The 17,181-nt window shown below is 57.5% G+C and carries 17 protein-coding genes; 7 read left to right on the forward strand and 10 right to left on the reverse strand.

Features of this window, described 5'->3' with window-relative positions:
- Positions 1-123: 123 nt before the first annotated feature.
- Positions 124-678: a polyhydroxyalkanoate synthesis repressor PhaR gene (phaR, locus tag AC2FLG_RS08740; protein WP_281994416.1), complete on the forward strand. Its 555-nt coding sequence runs from the start codon at positions 124-126 to the stop codon at positions 676-678.
- Between the two features lie 62 nt (positions 679-740).
- Here phaR and AC2FLG_RS08745 read toward each other — a convergent pair whose 3' ends face one another.
- A complete protein-coding gene (locus tag AC2FLG_RS08745; protein ID WP_496705867.1) occupies positions 741-1,955 on the reverse strand; it encodes a DegT/DnrJ/EryC1/StrS family aminotransferase in 1,215 nt (404 codons plus the stop codon).
- 212 nt (positions 1,956-2,167) lie between these two features.
- On the opposite strand from AC2FLG_RS08745, the gene AC2FLG_RS08750 reads away from it, so the two are divergent.
- Entirely contained in the window at positions 2,168-3,145 is a 978-nt protein-coding gene (locus tag AC2FLG_RS08750) for a formylglycine-generating enzyme family protein (protein ID WP_496705869.1), read from the forward strand.
- A 21-nt stretch (positions 3,146-3,166) separates the two neighbouring features.
- On the opposite strand, the gene AC2FLG_RS08755 is transcribed toward AC2FLG_RS08750, so the two are convergent.
- The 6 genes from AC2FLG_RS08755 to AC2FLG_RS08780 form a co-directional block, all read right to left on the reverse strand.
- A complete protein-coding gene (locus AC2FLG_RS08755; protein WP_496705870.1) occupies positions 3,167-4,471 on the reverse strand; it encodes an NAD(P)/FAD-dependent oxidoreductase in 1,305 nt (434 codons plus the stop codon).
- A 6-nt stretch (positions 4,472-4,477) separates the two neighbouring features.
- Positions 4,478-5,836 carry a glutamine synthetase family protein gene (locus tag AC2FLG_RS08760; RefSeq protein ID WP_496705872.1) on the reverse strand — a complete coding sequence of 453 codons (1,359 nt, stop codon included), beginning with the start codon at positions 5,834-5,836 and terminating at the stop codon, positions 4,478-4,480.
- A complete protein-coding gene (locus tag AC2FLG_RS08765; RefSeq protein WP_142633014.1) occupies positions 5,836-6,516 on the reverse strand; it encodes a type 1 glutamine amidotransferase in 681 nt (226 codons plus the stop codon). Before AC2FLG_RS08765 ends, AC2FLG_RS08760 begins: the two co-directional genes overlap by 1 nt.
- Before the next feature lie 58 nt (positions 6,517-6,574).
- Positions 6,575-7,894 carry a glutamine synthetase family protein gene (locus tag AC2FLG_RS08770; protein ID WP_496705874.1) on the reverse strand — a complete coding sequence of 440 codons (1,320 nt, stop codon included), beginning with the start codon at positions 7,892-7,894 and terminating at the stop codon, positions 6,575-6,577.
- A 110-nt stretch (positions 7,895-8,004) separates the two neighbouring features.
- Complete coding sequence (locus AC2FLG_RS08775; RefSeq protein ID WP_496705875.1) at positions 8,005-10,191, reverse strand: molybdopterin cofactor-binding domain-containing protein; 2,187 nt, start codon at positions 10,189-10,191, stop codon at positions 8,005-8,007.
- A 3-nt stretch (positions 10,192-10,194) separates the two neighbouring features.
- Entirely contained in the window at positions 10,195-10,659 is a 465-nt protein-coding gene (locus tag AC2FLG_RS08780) for a (2Fe-2S)-binding protein (protein WP_496705877.1), read from the reverse strand.
- A gap of 139 nt (positions 10,660-10,798) precedes the next feature.
- Between AC2FLG_RS08780 and AC2FLG_RS08785 the strand changes: the two genes are divergently transcribed.
- The 5 genes from AC2FLG_RS08785 (at position 10,799) to AC2FLG_RS08805 (ending at position 14,938) form a co-directional block, all read left to right on the forward strand.
- Positions 10,799-11,410: a TetR/AcrR family transcriptional regulator gene (locus tag AC2FLG_RS08785; RefSeq protein ID WP_496700570.1), complete on the forward strand. Its 612-nt coding sequence runs from the start codon at positions 10,799-10,801 to the stop codon at positions 11,408-11,410.
- Positions 11,411-11,536: 126 nt separating this feature from the next.
- Positions 11,537-12,532, forward strand: coding sequence for a tRNA dihydrouridine(20/20a) synthase DusA (gene dusA / locus AC2FLG_RS08790; protein WP_496700569.1), 996 nt, complete (start codon positions 11,537-11,539; stop codon positions 12,530-12,532).
- 38 nt (positions 12,533-12,570) lie between these two features.
- The gene (locus AC2FLG_RS08795; protein ID WP_281971883.1) at positions 12,571-13,395 is read left to right on the forward strand and encodes a sulfite exporter TauE/SafE family protein; all 825 of its coding nucleotides are present in this window, start codon (positions 12,571-12,573) and stop codon (positions 13,393-13,395) included.
- A 23-nt stretch (positions 13,396-13,418) separates the two neighbouring features.
- Entirely contained in the window at positions 13,419-14,174 is a 756-nt protein-coding gene (locus AC2FLG_RS08800) for a hypothetical protein (RefSeq protein ID WP_496700568.1), read from the forward strand.
- A gap of 35 nt (positions 14,175-14,209) precedes the next feature.
- A complete protein-coding gene (locus tag AC2FLG_RS08805; protein ID WP_496700567.1) occupies positions 14,210-14,938 on the forward strand; it encodes a SpoIIAA family protein in 729 nt (242 codons plus the stop codon).
- Between the two features lie 257 nt (positions 14,939-15,195).
- Here AC2FLG_RS08805 and AC2FLG_RS08810 read toward each other — a convergent pair whose 3' ends face one another.
- Genes AC2FLG_RS08810 through ccmI form a run of 3 tightly spaced genes read right to left on the reverse strand, consistent with a single transcriptional unit; the run spans position 15,196 to position 17,130 of the window.
- Positions 15,196-15,429, reverse strand: coding sequence for a DUF1289 domain-containing protein (locus AC2FLG_RS08810; RefSeq protein ID WP_142633031.1), 234 nt, complete (start codon positions 15,427-15,429; stop codon positions 15,196-15,198).
- Positions 15,430-15,445: 16 nt separating this feature from the next.
- A complete protein-coding gene (gene ruvX / locus AC2FLG_RS08815; RefSeq protein WP_142633033.1) occupies positions 15,446-15,910 on the reverse strand; it encodes a Holliday junction resolvase RuvX in 465 nt (154 codons plus the stop codon).
- On the reverse strand, positions 15,907-17,130 hold the full coding sequence (gene ccmI, locus AC2FLG_RS08820) for a c-type cytochrome biogenesis protein CcmI (protein ID WP_496705879.1): 1,224 nt from the start codon (positions 17,128-17,130) through the stop codon (positions 15,907-15,909). Before ccmI ends, ruvX begins: the two co-directional genes overlap by 4 nt.
- Positions 17,131-17,181: the final 51 nt, after the last annotated feature.

Raw genomic sequence — 17,181 nt, forward strand, 5'->3', positions numbered from 1 at the left:
GGCGCACCCACTCCTCCCATTTGGTGCAATCGCGTTGGGCAGGTCGAAAGACCTGCCCTTTCTTTTTGTTCTGCACTCGCATAATCTCTGCTGCAATGCATCATTCCTTGGGGAGGGTAGACGGTGTCAGAACAAGAAAAACCGTTGCTAATCAAACGATATGCCAGCCGTCGGCTGTATAACACTGAAACCAGTGACTATGTCACGCTCGAAGATATTGCGGCATTCATACGTGACGGTCGCGAAGTTCAGATCATAGACCTGAAGACTGGGGATGATCTGACACGGCAATATCTGCTGCAAATCATTGCCGAGCATGAAAGCCGCGGTGAGAATGTCCTGCCGGTGAACGTGCTGAACGATCTTGTGCGCAGCTATATGTTGCCGGGCGGAGGAGTGATGCCGCAATTCCTGCAAAGCTCGTTCGAAATGCTGCGCGAAAGCCAAAGCAAAATGATGGAAAACATGTCTGCGATGAATCCGATGACCCAGATTCCGGGTTTCGAAGCACTGCAAGCGCAGCAAAAGGCATTTCTGAAGGCGATGACCAGCGGCATTTCCGGCAGTTGGTCCAGTTCGGAAACGGATAGCGAGGCCAAACCCCAGTCGAGTGAGGATCTGGACGACATCAAGAAGCAGTTGGCGGAGTTGCAGCAAAAGCTGTCTAAACTGAACTGAATTTGTCCATACAATGAAATAGGCCCGCCGCTGGCGGGCCTTTTCGTTTGAATTCAGCTTTTTCAGGTTCCAAATGCGATTTTCGGGGCGGTAATTTCCCCTACTGAAGCCAACAGAATATCAGCGATCACATCCAGTTCCGCGCCTGTCAGGCGTACAGGCAGGCGCACGTCGCAAGCTTTCATCAGCATGTTTCGCGTTTGTGGCAGCTCGATCTGTTCCGGCAGGAATTGCCAGTTCCAAAAGGCACGGGCGTTGTCTTCACTCAGGCCGAATACCTGAACTTTCACCCCGCGTGCTTCGGATGCTGCGGCAAAGGCGCGGATATCATCATCGCTTAGGTCAACCAGATTGAACTGGATCGAGTCCGGCGCCCGGCGTTCTGGCACCAGCGGGGCAGGCACGTTGATATAGGGCGATGAGTTCAGGCGCTCTGCCACATAGTCGTGGTTTTGCAACCCATCGCGGACACGGCGTGCCAATTCAGGCATCTGGGGACGGATTACTGCAGCGCTCAGGTTGCTCATCCGCAGGTTATACAGCGGCAACTGGTTCTGCCAGCGGCCAAAGGCCTCTTCGAGTTCCGATGAGTTGTCGCCACGCGGACCTTTGTGTTTCTTCCAGTTATGTTCGTAGGCGCCGGACATGATCACGGCACGCGCCACCAGATCAGCGTCGTCGGTTATCAGAATGCCACCTTCGCCCGCATTGATCATCTTGTAGGACTGAAACGAGAAACAGCCGATCTTGCCAATCGTCCCAATATTGCGACCATGCCAAGTTGTCCCCAGCGAATGGGCTGCGTCCTCGATCACCGGAATGTCGCGCGCGCTGCACAGGGTCATGATCGCGTCCATATCCGAAGTATGTCCGCGCATATGGCTAATGATCACGGCCTGCACGTTATCCAGTTTGGCGGCAAAGTCATCCATGTCGATGCGATAATTGTCACCCACCTCACACAATACGGGGATGCAATCCGCATGTATGACCGATGAGGGCACCGCCGCAAAGGTAAAGCCCGGTATCAGCACCCGCGCGTCCCGCGGCAGACCCAGCGCCTTGAGCGACAGGAACAGTGCCGCCGAGCAGGACGATACAGCCAGCGCATATTTCGTGCCCAGCAGTTCCGCGAATTCCGACTCGAGCATCGCAACCGGAGCGTCCTGCGGCGCAGTGTAGCGGAACAGGTCGCCTGACTGCATCAGGGCATCAATGGCGTCGCGGGCGGCCGCGGGGATGGGTTCGGCGTCATGGACGTTAGGAGGCAGCGTCATATTTGGCATTCCTGAATTCTATCTTTGGGAAAGATAAAGCTAATGAAGTGTCAATCCAAGCCCTTAATCTTCAGGGTGGCGAAATTTCACTATTCTGTCGTAGTCAGAGAGACACAGATTGGCTTACCCCGCGTAGCGGGAAATTCTTTTGAACTTGCAACTTTGGGGGAAGTAAGGTGGCAATGGATCTTCTTTGACGTTGTTCTCGTATGATGGGTTGGATCACTGCATTGACTATCATTCGTTTGGCCTTTTGGGGCGCGTTTTCAACTTTCGCTTCGGCGGTTCACGCAGATTATCTTCCGTCGGATGGCACTGAAGTTGCGCCGCTTCAGATGTTTCAGGAATGCGATGTTTGCCCTGAAATGATTGTCTTGCCTTTGGGTGAGTTTCTGATGGGTGGACCGCCGGGAGAATCGAAACGAAACTTTCATTGGGATGAAAAAGGGCTTCGCCCCGCGACACCGGAAGAGCCGTATATCGCACATCATGAAGGTCCGGTTCATAAGGTCACGATAGATATGCCCGTCGCCATGGGGCGGAATGAGGTTACCCGTGATGAGTGGATGGCCTGCGTTGAAGATGGGGGATGTAGCAAATATGTGCCGGAAGATTTTGTAATCGGCGATAGTTTTGAGCGCATAGATCTTACGGGCAATCATCCAGTGAATGATGTGTCTTATTTGGATGCTTTGGCCTACACGGATTGGCTGAACAAAAAACTCGGGATAGATGCCTACCGCTTACCAACGGAAGCCGAATGGGAATATGCCGCCCGTGCCGGAACGCAGACTCCTTTTGCGCAAGGAGAGGAAGTTACGACGGATCAGGCCAATTTCCATGCCAAACCGACAGAAGAGATGATTGGTGAAAAGCGGCCGGATTTAGTGTGGCGCGGTTACCCAGTTCGCGTTGATGAACTTGATGCCTCCAATGCTTGGGGTCTTCGGCATATGTCGGGGAATGTCGGGGAAAGAACGATGTCCTGCTGGACAGCGACGCACCCGGGTTGGTCGACTTCCAGCCAGCACTTAGAGATGGCGAGATCAGTCGATTGTCACAGGCGGGTTGTAAAAGGCGGTTCTTATCCATTTGCTATGGATTTTTCGCGCGCTGCAAGTCGCGGTGGGGCGGGCATTGATTGGCGGTCAAAATTGACGGGCTTTCGTATCCTGAGAGAGTTTAAGTGAGTTTCTCTGACAATCTCGAAATCAGAATCCCAGCCGGTCCCGCAGGGAAAACCATGTCATCGCCAGCACTAGCAACGGGCTGCGTAGGGCTGCGCCGCCCGGAAAGGGCAAGGCGGGCACGCGGGACATGGTGTCGAACCCCTCGGCCTGGCCCTGAATGGCCATCGCCATCAACTGCCCGGCATGGGTGGCCGTGCCGACCCCATGGCCGGAATAGCCCGAGGCCGACAGGATATTGGGCGCAACCCGCGTCAGATAGGGCATCCGCCGCATAGTGATGCCCAGAGTACCGCCCCAGGCATAGTCGATTTTCACATCGCGCAGATGCGGGAAAATCTCGGTCATCGGTTTGCGCACCTTGGAGGCGATATCTGTCGGGAAGCGGTAGCCATAGCTTTCTCCGCCGCCAAATAGCAGGCGGTTGTCGGCGCTGAGGCGGAAGTAATTTACCACAAACTTGGTATCGGCGACGGCGACATCCCGGGTCAGGACGCGGGCGGCATCGGTGCCCAAAGGCTCGGTCGCGGCGATGAAATTGTTGATCGGCATGACGCGCGACGCCACTTTGCCGTTCAGATCGCCGAGATACCCGTTGCAGGCCAATATGACGTGGTTGGCCGTCACCTTTCCCTGTGGGGTTTGCACGATGGCCGGATCGGTCTCGTCGATCCCGGTGACTTCGGTACCCTCAAAGATGCGCACGCCGGCCTTGGCTGCGGCATCAGCCAGCCCCAAGGCAAAGTTCAGCGGGTGCAGATGGGCCGCCCCCATGTCCAGATAACCTCCGCGATAGGTTGGGGATGGGCACAAGCCATGCGCCGCGCCTTCGTCCAGCAGCTCCATTTGGTCATAACCATATCGCGCCGACAGATGCGCGGCGTGATCGTGGAGGTCTTGCTGATCCCCGGTGCTGAGGCCCAGAACCGCCACGCCCGGTTTCAGATCACAGTCGATTTTGTGCTTTTCGATCAGCGATTTGACCAGATCCTTGGCATCTTCGGCCAGACCCCACAGCTTGGCGGCATCGTCATCGCCGACCAGGCGTTCAAGGTCTTCCTGATCCATCCGCTGGGCGCTGCCCAGCTGCCCGCCATTGCGGCCTGACGCTCCGAAACCAACGCGATGCGCCTCAAGCAGCACGACGTCGAACCCGGCCTCGGCCAGATGCAGCGCGGCGGACAGTCCGGTATAGCCGCCACCGACCACGCAGACATCCGCTTTGGTATCCCCAGCAAGCGCGGGAAAACGGTCGAGTGTGTTGGCCGTCGCGGCATACCAGCTGGCCGGATACTCGGCCTTGCGGTCGTTGGAATAGAGGAGATTCATCGCGGCTTAAACGTTCATGAGCAGGTGCTCACGCTCCCACGGAGAGATGACCTGTAGAAACTCTTCATACTCGGCACGTTTTACAATGCCATAGACGCGGGCAAATTCCGGGCCCAGAACTTCGTGCAGGGCGGTGGCCTGATCAAACAGGTCCAGCGCATTGCCCATGACCTGCGGGATATCACCGTCACCTTCGTAGGCGTCGCCATAAAACTGACGGCGCGGACGTTCCTGCTGTGTCAGGCCGAGATAGCCGCAGGCGAGCGACAAGGCGATGCCCAGATAAGGGTTGCAGTCCATGCCTGCGATACGATTTTCAACGCGCCGCGCCTCGGGGCCGGACAGGGGAACACGGATGCCGGTCGTGCGGTTGTCACGAGCCCATTCCAGATTGATCGGCGCGGCATGGTCTTTCACGTAGCGGCGGTACGAGTTCACATAAGGTGCCATGACTGCCAGGCCTGCAGGCAAGTGGTTTTGCAGCCCTGCAATGAAGTTATAGAATGCATCCGTTTCGCCGCCCTGAGGTCCGGAAAAGATATTCTGTCCGGTTTCGATCTCGGTGATCGAGTGGTGGATGTGCATGGCCGATCCGGGCTCATCCGCAATCGGTTTCGCCATGAAGGTCGCAAAGCAGTTGTGTCGCAACGCGGCTTCGCGGATCAGGCGTTTGAAATAGAACACTTCATCTGCCAACTTGACCGGATCACCATGGCGCAGGTTGATTTCAAGCTGTCCGGCGCCGCCTTCCTGGGTGATGCCGTCAATCTCGAATCCCTGATGTTCGGCAAAGTCATAGATGTCGTCGATCACCGGGCCGAATTCATCCACCGCGGTCATCGAATAGGCCTGCCGCGCGGCCGCCGGACGACCCGAACGGCCCATCATCGGTTTGATCCCCTGCGCGGGGTCGACATTGGGGGCGACCAGAAAGAACTCCATCTCTGGCGCGACAATCGGTTTCCAGCCTTTGTCGTGATACATTTTTACGACGCGCTTCAACACGTTGCGTGGGCTGAACGGGATCGGCTCTCCGTCCCGGTCATAGGCGTCGTGGATCACCTGCAGTGTCCAGTCACCCGTCCAAGGAGCAGCGGAAGCAGTCGAAAAGTCAGGCTTAAGGATCATGTCCCGTTCAATGAAGCCGTCCTCTCCGGCGGCTTCGCCCCAGTCCCCGGTGATAGTCTGGTAAAAGATACTATCGGGTAGATGGAAGTAGGACTGGCGTGCAAATTTGGTGGCCGGAACCGCTTTCCCGCGCGCGATGCCGGGCAGGTCAGAGATGATGCACTCGACCTCATCCAATCGGTGGCCTTCAAAATAGGTACGGGCTGCCTGTGGCAGTTGTTTTGTCCAATCGGCCATCAGGCCCTCTCTTTCTTCAAAAACTCTGCCATGAACTGTCCGATCTTCGGACTGTCGTCGCGGGTGGGCAGGCGGTCGGCGGCGGCCTGCATTAGATTGTCTGGAACGACTCCTTTGCCGCGTGTGTCCATCAGCCCTTCGATGAAGCTGTCGCCATACTCCGGGTGGGCCTGAACGGTCCAGATCGTGTCGCCATAGGCCAGCATGGCATTCTGGCAAAAGGCGTTCGAACCGGTTACTTGTGCACCGGCGGGCAGCTCTACCACCTGGTCCTGATGCCAGGCATTCAAAGTGACGGTCTGTCCGTCCAAATCGTAGTCCGTCCGCCCCACGGCCCAGCCCTGTTTGAACTTTTCAACTTTCCCGCCAAGGGCTTGCGCAATGACTTGATGACCAAAGCATATGCCGATCAGGGGTTTGCCGCTTTGATGGATGTCGCGGATCAGCGCTTCGAGCTTGCGGATCCAGGCATGGTCCTCATAGGCGCCATAGCGCGAGCCGGTGATGATCCATCCATCAGCATCGTCAAAACTTTGCGGAAAGTGATCGTCGACAACAGCATAGGTCACAAACTCAAAGCCGTTGCCATCCAGCAGCGCGCGAAACATGCCGTCATACTCACCGAACTGATCGTGCAATTCGTCAGGGGGGTGGCCGGTTACAAGGATACCGATTTTCATGGGTCACCAAATTTGATCAAATTTATTCTAGCTGAGCAGAACGAAGCGAGCAAGGGGCTCAAACCGCCTCGAGATAACTTAGCCAATGCTCCTCGGGTGGGCGTTCGTTAAAGCGCAGGATCTCTTGTCGCTTTGTCATGGCGAGATTGCTGATCAGCGGGGCGGGAAAGATGCGCGCAACTTGCGGATCGGTTTCAAGGGCGGTGATGGCTGAAGCCCAGTCGCCAGCGAGTTGCGGCAGGCCGTCGATCTCATATGCGTTGCCCGTGATCGGAGCTGGCGGTTCAGTTCCGTCCTCGATGCCGTTCAGCGCCGCACCGAGCACGGCGCTCAGCATGAGGTAGGGATTGATGTCACCACCAGCAACGCGATGTTCGATCCTGCGGGCAGAGGGCGCGCCGCCGGGAACGCGCAGCGCGGCAGTGCGATTTTCATAAGCCCAGCATGCCTCAGTTGGGGCATGGGCGCCGGGGACAAGCCGGGTGTAGGAGTTCCCGTGCGGTGCAAAAATCAGAGTTGAACCAGGCATTGCAGACAGACATCCGGCTATGGCCGAGCGCAAAAGATCAGTGCCTTCAGGCCCGCCATTGTCAAAGATATTTTGCCCATCCTGGTCGACGACCGAAAAATGGACATGCATCCCATTGCCCGCATCCTGGGCATAGGGTTTGGCCATGAAAGTTGCGGTAAACCCATGTTTGCGTGCAAGGCCACGAGTCAACACCTTGAAAAGCAACGTATCATCTGCGCAGCGCATGGCGTCCTGATGGTTCAGGTTGATTTCAAACTGGCCGATCCCGCTTTCGGAAATGGCGGTTTGAGCCGGGATGCTCATTGCCTCGCATCCGTCATAGAGGTCTGTGAAAAAGGCGTCGAACGCATCCATTTCCGCCATGGACAGGACTGCCTCGTCGACCAGCCGTCGCCCCGTCAAAGGATTGATCGGAGGCACCGGTCGTGCACCTGATGAGTCCAATAGCGTGAATTCCAGCTCGGTCGCCGCAACAACAGACCAGCCACGCTCGGCATAGCGTTGCAGCACCGAGGTCAGAGCATGGCGAGGGTCGCCGGCAAAGGGCGCGCCCTGATCGTCATACAGGGACATCAATACCAGCGCTGTTTCGGTTTCAAGCCAAGGAACAGGGACGGGGCCACGCTCGGTTGGCAGTAATATGCCGTCCGCGTCGCCTGATTCAAACACAAGCGGACTATCCTCGATATCCGCGCCCCACAGATCAACATTCAATGCCGAAAAGGGCATCCGCACCACACCTTTACTCAGCTTGTCAGCATAAGAAGGAGGCACGCGTTTGCCGCGCAGCTGACCGTTAAGGTCGCAGGCCGCTACGCGAAAACTGTGTAGGGCGTTCAGGTCCATCGGCGTCTCCATCACTCTGGTACCCCGAGGTTTAATCGACACAAAGCGCCTTGTCACGAAATTTGATCAAATTATCCCCGCGCCGTTTTTTTCGGCGCGGGGTCGGGACCTTATGCAAAGCTTATGCCGTTCTCGGCCATCGGCAGATCGGCAATCAAGGTCCCCGACATTGCCTTGATTGCGTTCGCGAGCGCGGGGGCCGAAGGCGGCGTGCCGGGTTCGCCCACGCCCGTGGGGGCTTCGGCCGAGGGCAGGATGTGGACGTCGATTGTAGCTATATCGCCGATCCGAAGGGGCTCGTAATCCGGGAAGTTGTATTGATCCACGGAACCGCCGGTCAGTGTGATCTGATCGCGCATCACATGCCCGATGCCATAGCCAATCCCACCTTCCATCTGGGCACGCACCACGTCGGGGTTCACCGCGATACCGCAATCGACAGCACAGGTAACCTTTTCGATCTTGATGCCGTCATCCGGATCGCCCGAGATTTCGACCACCTCAGCCACATAAGAACCAAAGGATTTGTGCACCGCAATACCTTGCGCGCGACCGGCAGGGACGTTGCCCCAATCTGCTTTCTCGGCCGCAAGTTTCAGAACTGAGGCCTTGCGCTGTTGGTCTGCATTACCCGCATCCGCCAGATGTGCGAGACGGAACTCAACCGGGTCACGGCCCGCGGCGGTGGCGGCCAAATCCATCATTGTTTCCATCGTATAGGCAGTGTGGGTATGTCCTACCGACCGCCACCATAGGACTGACGTGGCCTTGGGTGTGTCGGTCAGTCCAAGCGCCATCCCCGGAATATCATAGGGGCTGTCTGCGATGCCCTCGATCGAGCTGTGGTCGACGCCGTCATGCACTGCAACCGCTTCGAACGGGGTGCCCTTCATGATCGACTGCCCAGCGACCTGATGCTGCCATCCAACGATATTCCCCTCCGCATTCAACCCGACACGGACTTTGTGGCCGAAGGCCGGGCGGTAGTACCCGCTGCGAATGTCGTCTTCCCGCGTCCAGACCAGTTTGACCGGGCGCGAGCGGTCGGTGACAACAAAGGCCAACGCGGCCTCAACCTGATAATCCGCATCCGGTGTTGCGCGACGCCCGAAAGACCCGCCGGCCAGCATCGTTCTGATGTGGATTTTCTCGGGTGGCAGCTGAAAGATTTGCTGATACGCCATGTGCGGACCGGTTGGCATCTGAGCGCCATCATGCAGAACGATGTCACCCTCTTCTGTCTGTTCGATTGTGCAGTTCAGTGGCTCCATCGGAGCATGGGCGAGGAGCGGGTAGTAAAAAGTTTTTTCTACGACCGTATCCGCCGCGTCGATCGCCGCCGAAACCGTGGCAACATCTGCCTTGTTCACGTTATAGGTCGGCTGGGCATTCAGCGCGTCCATGATCTCGGCCTTGATCTGATCCGAGTCGCGCGTTTCAGCGCCTGACATGTCCCATTCGACCTCAAGCGCGTCACGCGCCTGAATCGCCGCCCAGGTATCTTCGGCATAGACCGCAACGCCCGCCTGATTGGGCAGTGCAGCGGCGCTGATATAGCCTTTGATCTCTTTCGAGGCGCTGTCGTCAAAGCTGATGACAACACCACCGCGCGACTCCGGACGTTTGATCATCGCCACCATCTGGTTGGGCAGGTGGACATCCATGGCGTACATCGCCTGTCCGTTGCCTTTGATTGCCGAGTCCTTGCGGCGCACGGCCTCGTTTCCGATCAGGCGGAATTCCGAGGGGTCTTTCAGGCGTGGCTCGGTCGGCGCTTCCATCTGCGAAGCGGCTGCCACGAAATCGGCAATCGGTGCAGATTTCTCGTCTGCTTTGACGATGCCTTCCTCAATGGTGATGCCTGATGCATCTACACCCCATCTTTGGGCGGCGGCGTTGATCAGCATCTCGCGGGCGGCAGCGCCCGCCTGGCGATATTGCTGCCAGGAGTTCGCCATTGCGGTTGACCCGCCGGTGCCTTGGAAGGGGCCAAACAGCAGATTGTTATAGACTTGGGGGTTAGAGGGCGCGAATTCGTATTCGATCTGGTCCATGGACACGCCGATCTCCTCGGCGATAAGCGTCGGCAGGCCGGTCGCCGGCCCCTGACCCTTTTCGAAGTGTTTGACGATGGCAGTCACAGTGCCGTCCGCGTCAATCTTCACAAATGGGTTGAGCTGCGTCGTCTCGGACGAGGCCGCAGCCAGAACGCCATCGGGGCGGGCTCCAATCAGCAAGACGGCACCGGTAGCAGCAGCGCCTTTCAGAAAACTACGGCGAGAGGTGTTGATGGTCATGGATCAGGCCTCCAGAATTTCGGCTGCGCGCTGGATACCGGCGCGGATGCGTTGATAGGTGGCACAGCGACAGGCGTTGCCGGACATGTAATCGTCGATTTCTTCAACGCTGGGCTTTGGATTCTCGGACAGCAACCCGACCGCCGACATCACCTGACCCGACTGGCAATAGCCGCATTGAACCACGTCCAGCTCGACCCAAGCCTGCTGGACAGCAGCGCCGATATCATTTTCGCCCACCGCTTCGATCGTGGTGATTTCGGCACCTTCGACATCTTCGATATATGTCTGGCACGAGCGCACCGGCTCTCCGTCCAGATGCACGGTGCAGGCCCCACAGGACGCGACACCGCAGCCGAACTTGGTTCCTGTCATCTTCAGTTCGTCACGGATTACCCACAGCAGGGGCGTGCCGGGCTCGGCCTCAACCGTGTGGGTCTGGCCGTTCAGTTTCAATGTCAAAGCCATTGGGGGCATCTCCTGTTGGGCTGGCTACCTGAATCGGTAAACTGGCGGGTTTACCTTAGGCAGGGGACAGGGCGTTGTAAACCCGAGAGTTTACCTAGCGTTTGACCGGCTCATATCAAAGGGTCTATAGCTTTGGAGCATGAATGACCTCAGCGCACCGAAAGCATCAAAGCATGCCCAGATCATCGAGGCTGCCGTAGCTGAATTCCAAGAAAAGGGGTTCTCGTCGGCCAGCATGGATCGGATTTCGGCAAGGGCCGAGGTCTCCAAGCGCACGCTGTACAAGTATTTCGAAAGTAAGGAAAACCTGTTCCGCTCAATCGTGGTTGAGCTGTCGAACCGCTTCTCTGAGGTGCTGGATATCAGATACGAAAAGGGCCGGGATATCCAAGAGCAACTGACCGATCTGGCCTGGGCAGAAGGGCGCATTCTGATGTCCCCCGAGGTGATGGCAATGTCGCGTATGGTGATCAGCGAAACCTTGCGCAATCCCGACCTTGCGGTCGCCGCGCAGGGTAAGCTGGACAAAACCGCTATTTTCTCAGCCATGCTGAAAGAAGCAGCGGAAGATGGTCAGCTGCGCATCGACAACCCTGAGGTCGCAGGCCGTGAATTCATCGGATTGATCAAGAGCAGGGCATTCTGGCCCATGGTTTTTTGCGGGTCTGTACTTAGTCAGGACGAAATGTCTGATACCATTCAGCGCAGCGTCGAAATGATGATTTGCCGGTACGGTGTCGACAATCGGTAACGCGGTTGGCAGACACAAGGACGGCCCCTTTCGAATATGCTAAACCCCGGGCTGCCCGATTCGAAGGGCAGGAATTTGCGGTTTCGATCCGTCAGATTGGATACCGGGTGCGACGAGGACTCAGCATTGAATGACAAGGTAAGACAAGCCGCACGCCTGAGCGTCGCCCCTATGATGGATTGGACGGACAGGCATTGTCGCTATCTGCATCGGTTGCTGAGCACCGAGGCGCTGCTGTACACTGAAATGGTCACAGCGCCTGCGTTAGTTCGGGGTGGCGCGCTGCATTTGCTGGACCACAACCCGCAGGAGCATCCCGTGGCCCTGCAACTGGGCGGGTCGGACCCTCAGGAATTGGCACAAGCGGCCCGGTTGGGGGCGGATGCTGGTTATGATGAGATCAATCTGAATTGTGGCTGCCCGTCTGATCGAGTACAATCTGGCACTTTTGGTGCGGTGCTGATGAAATCCCCTGACCGCGTTGCGGATTGTGTTGCCGCAATGCGCGAAGCCGTGGACGTAGATGTCACGGTCAAATGCCGCATTGGAGTCGACGACCAACAGCCCGAAGACATTTTGCCTGAGTTTCTGAGCCAGATCAGGCAAGCGGGATGCACACGGGTCACGATCCACGCGCGCAAAGCCTGGCTGCAAGGGCTCAGCCCCAAAGAAAACCGGGATATTCCACCCCTGGATTATGATCTCGTGCATCGGATGAAGGCGGAATTCCCGGATATGCACATCTCTATAAATGGTGGCATTGCTGATCTGGAACAGGCGCGCGGGCATCTGGATGCAGGGCTGGATGGTGTCATGATCGGGCGGGCTGCGTATCATCAGCCGTCAGATGTTCTGTCCACGGCGGATCCTGTGATTTTTGGGGTCGGTCAGACCGCCGACCCGTTTGCTGTTGTCCGGAAAATGGTGCCTTATATCGAATGCCATCTTGCTGGCGGGGGGCGCTTGCACCAGATTACGCGACATATGCTGGGCCTGTTCGCAGGACGGCCGGGTGCGCGGGCTTGGCGGCGGACCCTGTCTGAAGGTGCGGTGCATGACGGGGCGGGCCCCGAGGTTATGTTGCAGGCACTGGATCATGTCGCGCCTCTGACCGAGGCCTGAATGGTGGCAATACGGCAAAAGGTCGGTTGGGGGGAATGATGCCCGAAGTAATGTTGCTTGCTCAGATGCTGGTTCTTCTGCTGGTGATCGGAGCGCTGGCAGGCGTTTTGGCGGGTCTGTTGGGTGTCGGCGGAGGCATCGTGCTGGTCCCTGCTTTTTTCTATGCGTTTCAGACCCTTGGGTATGGCGGCCCGCAGTTGATGCAGCTGTGCCTTGCCACCTCACTGGCAACGATTATCGTAACCTCACTGCGGTCGGTTCTGGCACATAACAAAAAGGGTGCCGTTGATTGGGATATCCTGCGCAGTTGGGGTCCGGGCATCGCCATCGGTGCGGTGTTGGGCGTGATGGTGGCATCCGCTCTTCGGACCGAGGCATTGCAAGCCCTGTTCGGTGTATTGGGTATGGTGATTGGTGCCTATCTTGGTCTGGGTAAATCCGAATGGCGGCTTGGAGACGCCATGCCCAAGGGCCTGAAACGCGCGCTCCTGTCGCCCTCGGTCGGCTTCCTATCCGTTCTGATGGGTATCGGCGGCGGCAGCTTTGGCGTGCCGTTAATGAGCTTGTTCAACACGCCAATTCACCGGGCTGTGGCTACGGCGGCCGGGTTTGGCGTGATCATCGCTGTGCCCTCGGTCATGGGGTTCCTGTTTCTCGAAATTGCCCCTGAACACCGCCCGCCCTTTACCATCGGCGCCGTCAATCTGATTGCCTTTGGGATTGTGGTCGCCATGACCATGATCACTGCGCCTTGGGGCGTTAAGTTGGCCCATGCGATGGATCCAAAGCCGCTCAAGCGGATATTCGCGGTCTTTCTGACTCTGGTCGCCCTGAATATGTTGCGCAAGGCGTTGGGTTTTTGAGTTCTTTCGAGGAAAAGGGCTGGGTGAAATTTCCCCACGACCGGGCTATTCTGGACTGGGTATCTTATGCGCTGCCCGCAGCACGCGCTGCTGCGGCGGATCCGGAATTCGCGCATTGGCTGGACTGTGAAGGGACCTGGTTCATTGGGGTCGACGCGCTGAACAACGACACCGAGGGCAGGGTCCAGGGGTCCCCGGTTCTGACCGGGGCCGTCATGGATTTCATAGTGTCGCGTTATGGGTCGTTGCCATTGCACAAAGCCCAGGTCTCGGTCATTTACCCCGGCTACCCGTTGCCCCGACGCGGAGAGGGCAAGGCTGCTGCCCAGTATCGAGCAAAGCGGGATGCGGCCCATGTGGATGGATTACGCCCGTCCGGCCCGGACAGGCGCCGAAGGGTCGAGGAACCGCATGCGTGGATACTGGGCATTCCATTGACTGATGCCAGCGAGAATGCGTCCCCGATGGTTCTTTGGGAAGGTAGCCACAAGATCATGCAGGCTGCATTTGCGGATGCACTTGAAGACAAGCGCCCGGAAACTCTGGATCAGGTGGACATAACAGATGTTTATCAGGCTGCCCGTCGTGAGGTCTTTGATACTTGCCGTCGCATCGTACTGCCCGCACGTCCGGGCGAGGCCTATCTGCTGCACCGCCACTGCCTGCACGGGGTAGCGCCATGGGGCAGCGGGGCTGAGGCTGGGTCGGATGGCCGGATGATCGCCTATTTTCGGCCTGAATGCGCTGGCGGTGTGGCCGAATGGATCAAATCCTCCTAACGTTCTGTCATTATACAGATTTGGAGGATTTTTTGATGATTGCTGTCCACAAAAACTCTGACGGAGCATTGATTGAAATCGAGCTTTCCGGCGAAGTGACAGGTACGGACTATTCCACAACATTGATCCCGGCGATTGAGGCCGCACTGGCCGAACACGACACGGTGCGGTTGTTGGCGATCGTGCAGCCAGAGTTCAAAGGGTACGATCTGAATGCGGTTTGGTCGGATACAAAATTGGGCCTCAGCCACTGGCGCGGCTTTGACCGAATTGGAGTGGTGGCGGATCAGGGTTGGGTTCAGACCAGTATCCGGCTTGCGGCTCCGCTTTTCCCTTGCCCTGTGCAGGTATTCGATCACGCGAATATTGAAGAAGCGCGCCGATGGTTGCGCGAATCTCTGGGCTCTATTCACGTTATGGATCTGGGCGGCCCCTGCGTGCAGGTCAGCCTGATGGGAAAACTCGACCCTGGCGAATTCAAAAAGGCCGAAACCGATCTGGACTACATTTTGCAGGAGAAACAGGGGTTTCGCCTGCTGATTGATCTGTCCAAGTTTGACGGATGGCAAGGCCTTACGGCGCTTGCCTCGCATTTTCGGCTGGCCCGGGGGCATATTGGTAATCTGGATCGGGCAGCGGTTGTTGGCGACAAAGCCTGGCAACATCTGGCCCAACGGGTGGCCAGCCACATCCTCGGCACACGCACTCAGTTCTTTCCCGCCGAGGAAATTCAGAACGCCAAAACATGGCTTGCGTCTGGGTAGAAACGCAGCGGCTTGAGCCTGCTGTGACATTTACGTCAGGGCACAGAAATATCAGCAAGGATTTTTCTTGATCGATTGGTCAAAAAAGACGTACACAGATCGAACTCCTCTGCCGAGCCACTGCAGAGGATCGATTGTTGAAACGCGCCGCTGTGGGTTGCCACTCACTCACCAGCTGTCAACGAACTTGACCCCCTCGTAGTTCAGACCAGCCCGCAGCGGTGCAGATTCAGCAATCACATCCTTTTGTGGAAATCTCAGGCCTTGTTGAGCCGCCCCGCCCGGCCGCCGCGCCGTTTGGCAAGCAGCGGTTTGCGAGACGGTAGGTCTGCCATGATATCGGCGCGCTCAGAGCTGTCCATTTTCGACCAGCGAGAGATTTCGTCGATCGTGCGGTAGCAACCGGTACAAATACGCTCGGTCGGGTGCACAACGCAGATCTGGATGCACGGGCTTTCGACCTCGTTCCTTTTCCAAACCATGTTCGACATCAGCGTTTTCCGATCCTTAAAGAAAGCGCATTCTGTCCAGCGCGCCTTGCAGAATATAGCCTGCCGCGACGTGGTCGATAACCTGTCCGCGACGCTTTCGTGTCGTATCCGCCTCAAGCAGTGCCTTTTCTGCCGCAACCGTGCTGAGCCGTTCGTCCCAGAACCCGATCGGAACTTCGGTCAAACGGGACAGGTTTCGGGCAAAGGCACGGGTGGACTGGCAGCGCGGCCCTTCGCTGCCGTCCATGTTTTTCGGCAGACCCAGTAGGATGCCCCCGATCTCACGGTCGGCGATGATTTCCAGCAGACGGGCAGAATCCAGAGTGAATTTCTTGCGCCTTACGGTCTCCAGCGGGCTTGCAACACCGCGCATCCGGTCCGAGACTGCAACCCCGATAGTCTTTTCTCCCAGATCGAGACCGATCAACGCGCTCATAGGCGCAAGCGCGCCTGCAAATTCCTCAAAAATATCATGGATCATTGGGTCACCCCAGCCTGAGCTGCTGCCGCACCAAGGATATCCAGTGCGTTGTCATTGTCCGAGAATACGGATTGGGCTTCGGCGTAGATCGCGGTGGCCCGGTCGATGTCGCCAACCACCCCAAGGGCACCGATCAGTCGGGCCCATTCTTCGGGGGAGCCGCCTTCGGTTGCAAGCCTGTCTGACAGTTGCTCGACCATGCCAAGGATCATCTCTTGTCGCTCTTGTGCGGTCAGAGATGCAGCGGCCTCGATGTCATCCTCACCGGGGCCTGGGTTCCCTGCTGGTATAGGGGCGGCATTGAACACACCCGCACGAAAGGCCAGATCGTCCATCTGTGCGCGAATGGCCGTTGCCCAGGGGGCATTTGTCGGCGCGCTTCCAAGTGCATCCACCCAGATCCTGTAACCGATATCAGGTCGTCCGACCTGTACCATCATCTGTCCCAGGTAATACAAGGCTGGACCATGGCGTGGATCACGCTGCAATGACTGTTTCAATGCGTCTTCAGCTTCGGGCGAGATATATCCGTTGGTAGCAAGGATCATCATCTCGGCAAGATGCGAATAGGCATCTGCGGGTGCAGTATTCCCGGACAGTTCGATCACACGTTGCTGCGCTTTGTAGGCGGCATGGAAGTTACCTGCGTTCGCCTCGTGCTGGGCAAGAAGGATATGTCCTTGTAGGTCATCAGGACGACCGGAAACGGTTTCGCGTAGTTGCCCGAGAAGAGAGGCATAGCTTTCGTCAAGCTGTGGCAGTGGTGCGGGTGGCGTGGCGGCTTCTGCCTCGGCCTGACTGGGGCGCTCTGTGCGCAGAGCATCGGCCATTTCTAGCCGCAATGACAGGGGCTGATCGGGGAGCCCGGCTGCACCAAGCTTCAGATACATCCAGGATCCTCCGCCAACCAGGATGGCCGCGACAAATATGGATGCCGCAACCGAGATCCATTTGGACGGCCCTTGCGGTTCAGACAAAGATTGCATCTGCGCATCAGCCGCAAGAATGCGGCGTGAAATTTCCGTGCGAACTCGCTCGGCATCTGCGTCAGCGATGACACCACGGGCCAAGTCTCGATCTACGCTGGCCAACTGTTCACGATAGACCTGCAAGTCATACGCAGTGGATGGTTCGCGCGTATCTCGCCTACGCAGTATCGAAATCCCAAGAAAAACCGCTATCAGGACGGCGGTGGCTATGATGAGGGCCCAGAAGGTCATGATAACTCCAAGATGGCTGTCCTGACTTAGACCTGTGGCGGGGCGGAAAAA

This window comes from Ruegeria sp. CDSA193, assembly GCF_059611885.1.

What these genes read in the sequence shown, in the direction of transcription:
- AC2FLG_RS08745 (WP_496705867.1), bottom strand. Translation starts at nt 1,955, where the DNA reads ATGACGCTGCCTCCTAACGTCCATGACGCCGAACCCATCCCCGCGGCC.
- AC2FLG_RS08755 (WP_496705870.1), bottom strand. Translation starts at nt 4,471, where the DNA reads ATGAATCTCCTCTATTCCAACGACCGCAAGGCCGAGTATCCGGCCAGC.
- AC2FLG_RS08785 (WP_496700570.1), top strand. Translation starts at nt 10,799, where the DNA reads ATGAATGACCTCAGCGCACCGAAAGCATCAAAGCATGCCCAGATCATC.
- AC2FLG_RS08780 (WP_496705877.1), bottom strand. Translation starts at nt 10,659, where the DNA reads ATGGCTTTGACATTGAAACTGAACGGCCAGACCCACACGGTTGAGGCC.
- ccmI (WP_496705879.1), bottom strand. Translation starts at nt 17,130, where the DNA reads ATGACCTTCTGGGCCCTCATCATAGCCACCGCCGTCCTGATAGCGGTT.
- AC2FLG_RS08810 (WP_142633031.1), bottom strand. Translation starts at nt 15,429, where the DNA reads ATGTCGAACATGGTTTGGAAAAGGAACGAGGTCGAAAGCCCGTGCATC.
- AC2FLG_RS08750 (WP_496705869.1), top strand. Translation starts at nt 2,168, where the DNA reads ATGGGTTGGATCACTGCATTGACTATCATTCGTTTGGCCTTTTGGGGC.
- AC2FLG_RS08770 (WP_496705874.1), bottom strand. Translation starts at nt 7,894, where the DNA reads ATGGACCTGAACGCCCTACACAGTTTTCGCGTAGCGGCCTGCGACCTT.
- AC2FLG_RS08795 (WP_281971883.1), top strand. Translation starts at nt 12,571, where the DNA reads ATGCCCGAAGTAATGTTGCTTGCTCAGATGCTGGTTCTTCTGCTGGTG.
- AC2FLG_RS08805 (WP_496700567.1), top strand. Translation starts at nt 14,210, where the DNA reads ATGATTGCTGTCCACAAAAACTCTGACGGAGCATTGATTGAAATCGAG.
- AC2FLG_RS08765 (WP_142633014.1), bottom strand. Translation starts at nt 6,516, where the DNA reads ATGAAAATCGGTATCCTTGTAACCGGCCACCCCCCTGACGAATTGCAC.
- ruvX (WP_142633033.1), bottom strand. Translation starts at nt 15,910, where the DNA reads ATGATCCATGATATTTTTGAGGAATTTGCAGGCGCGCTTGCGCCTATG.
- AC2FLG_RS08775 (WP_496705875.1), bottom strand. Translation starts at nt 10,191, where the DNA reads ATGACCATCAACACCTCTCGCCGTAGTTTTCTGAAAGGCGCTGCTGCT.
- AC2FLG_RS08760 (WP_496705872.1), bottom strand. Translation starts at nt 5,836, where the DNA reads ATGGCCGATTGGACAAAACAACTGCCACAGGCAGCCCGTACCTATTTT.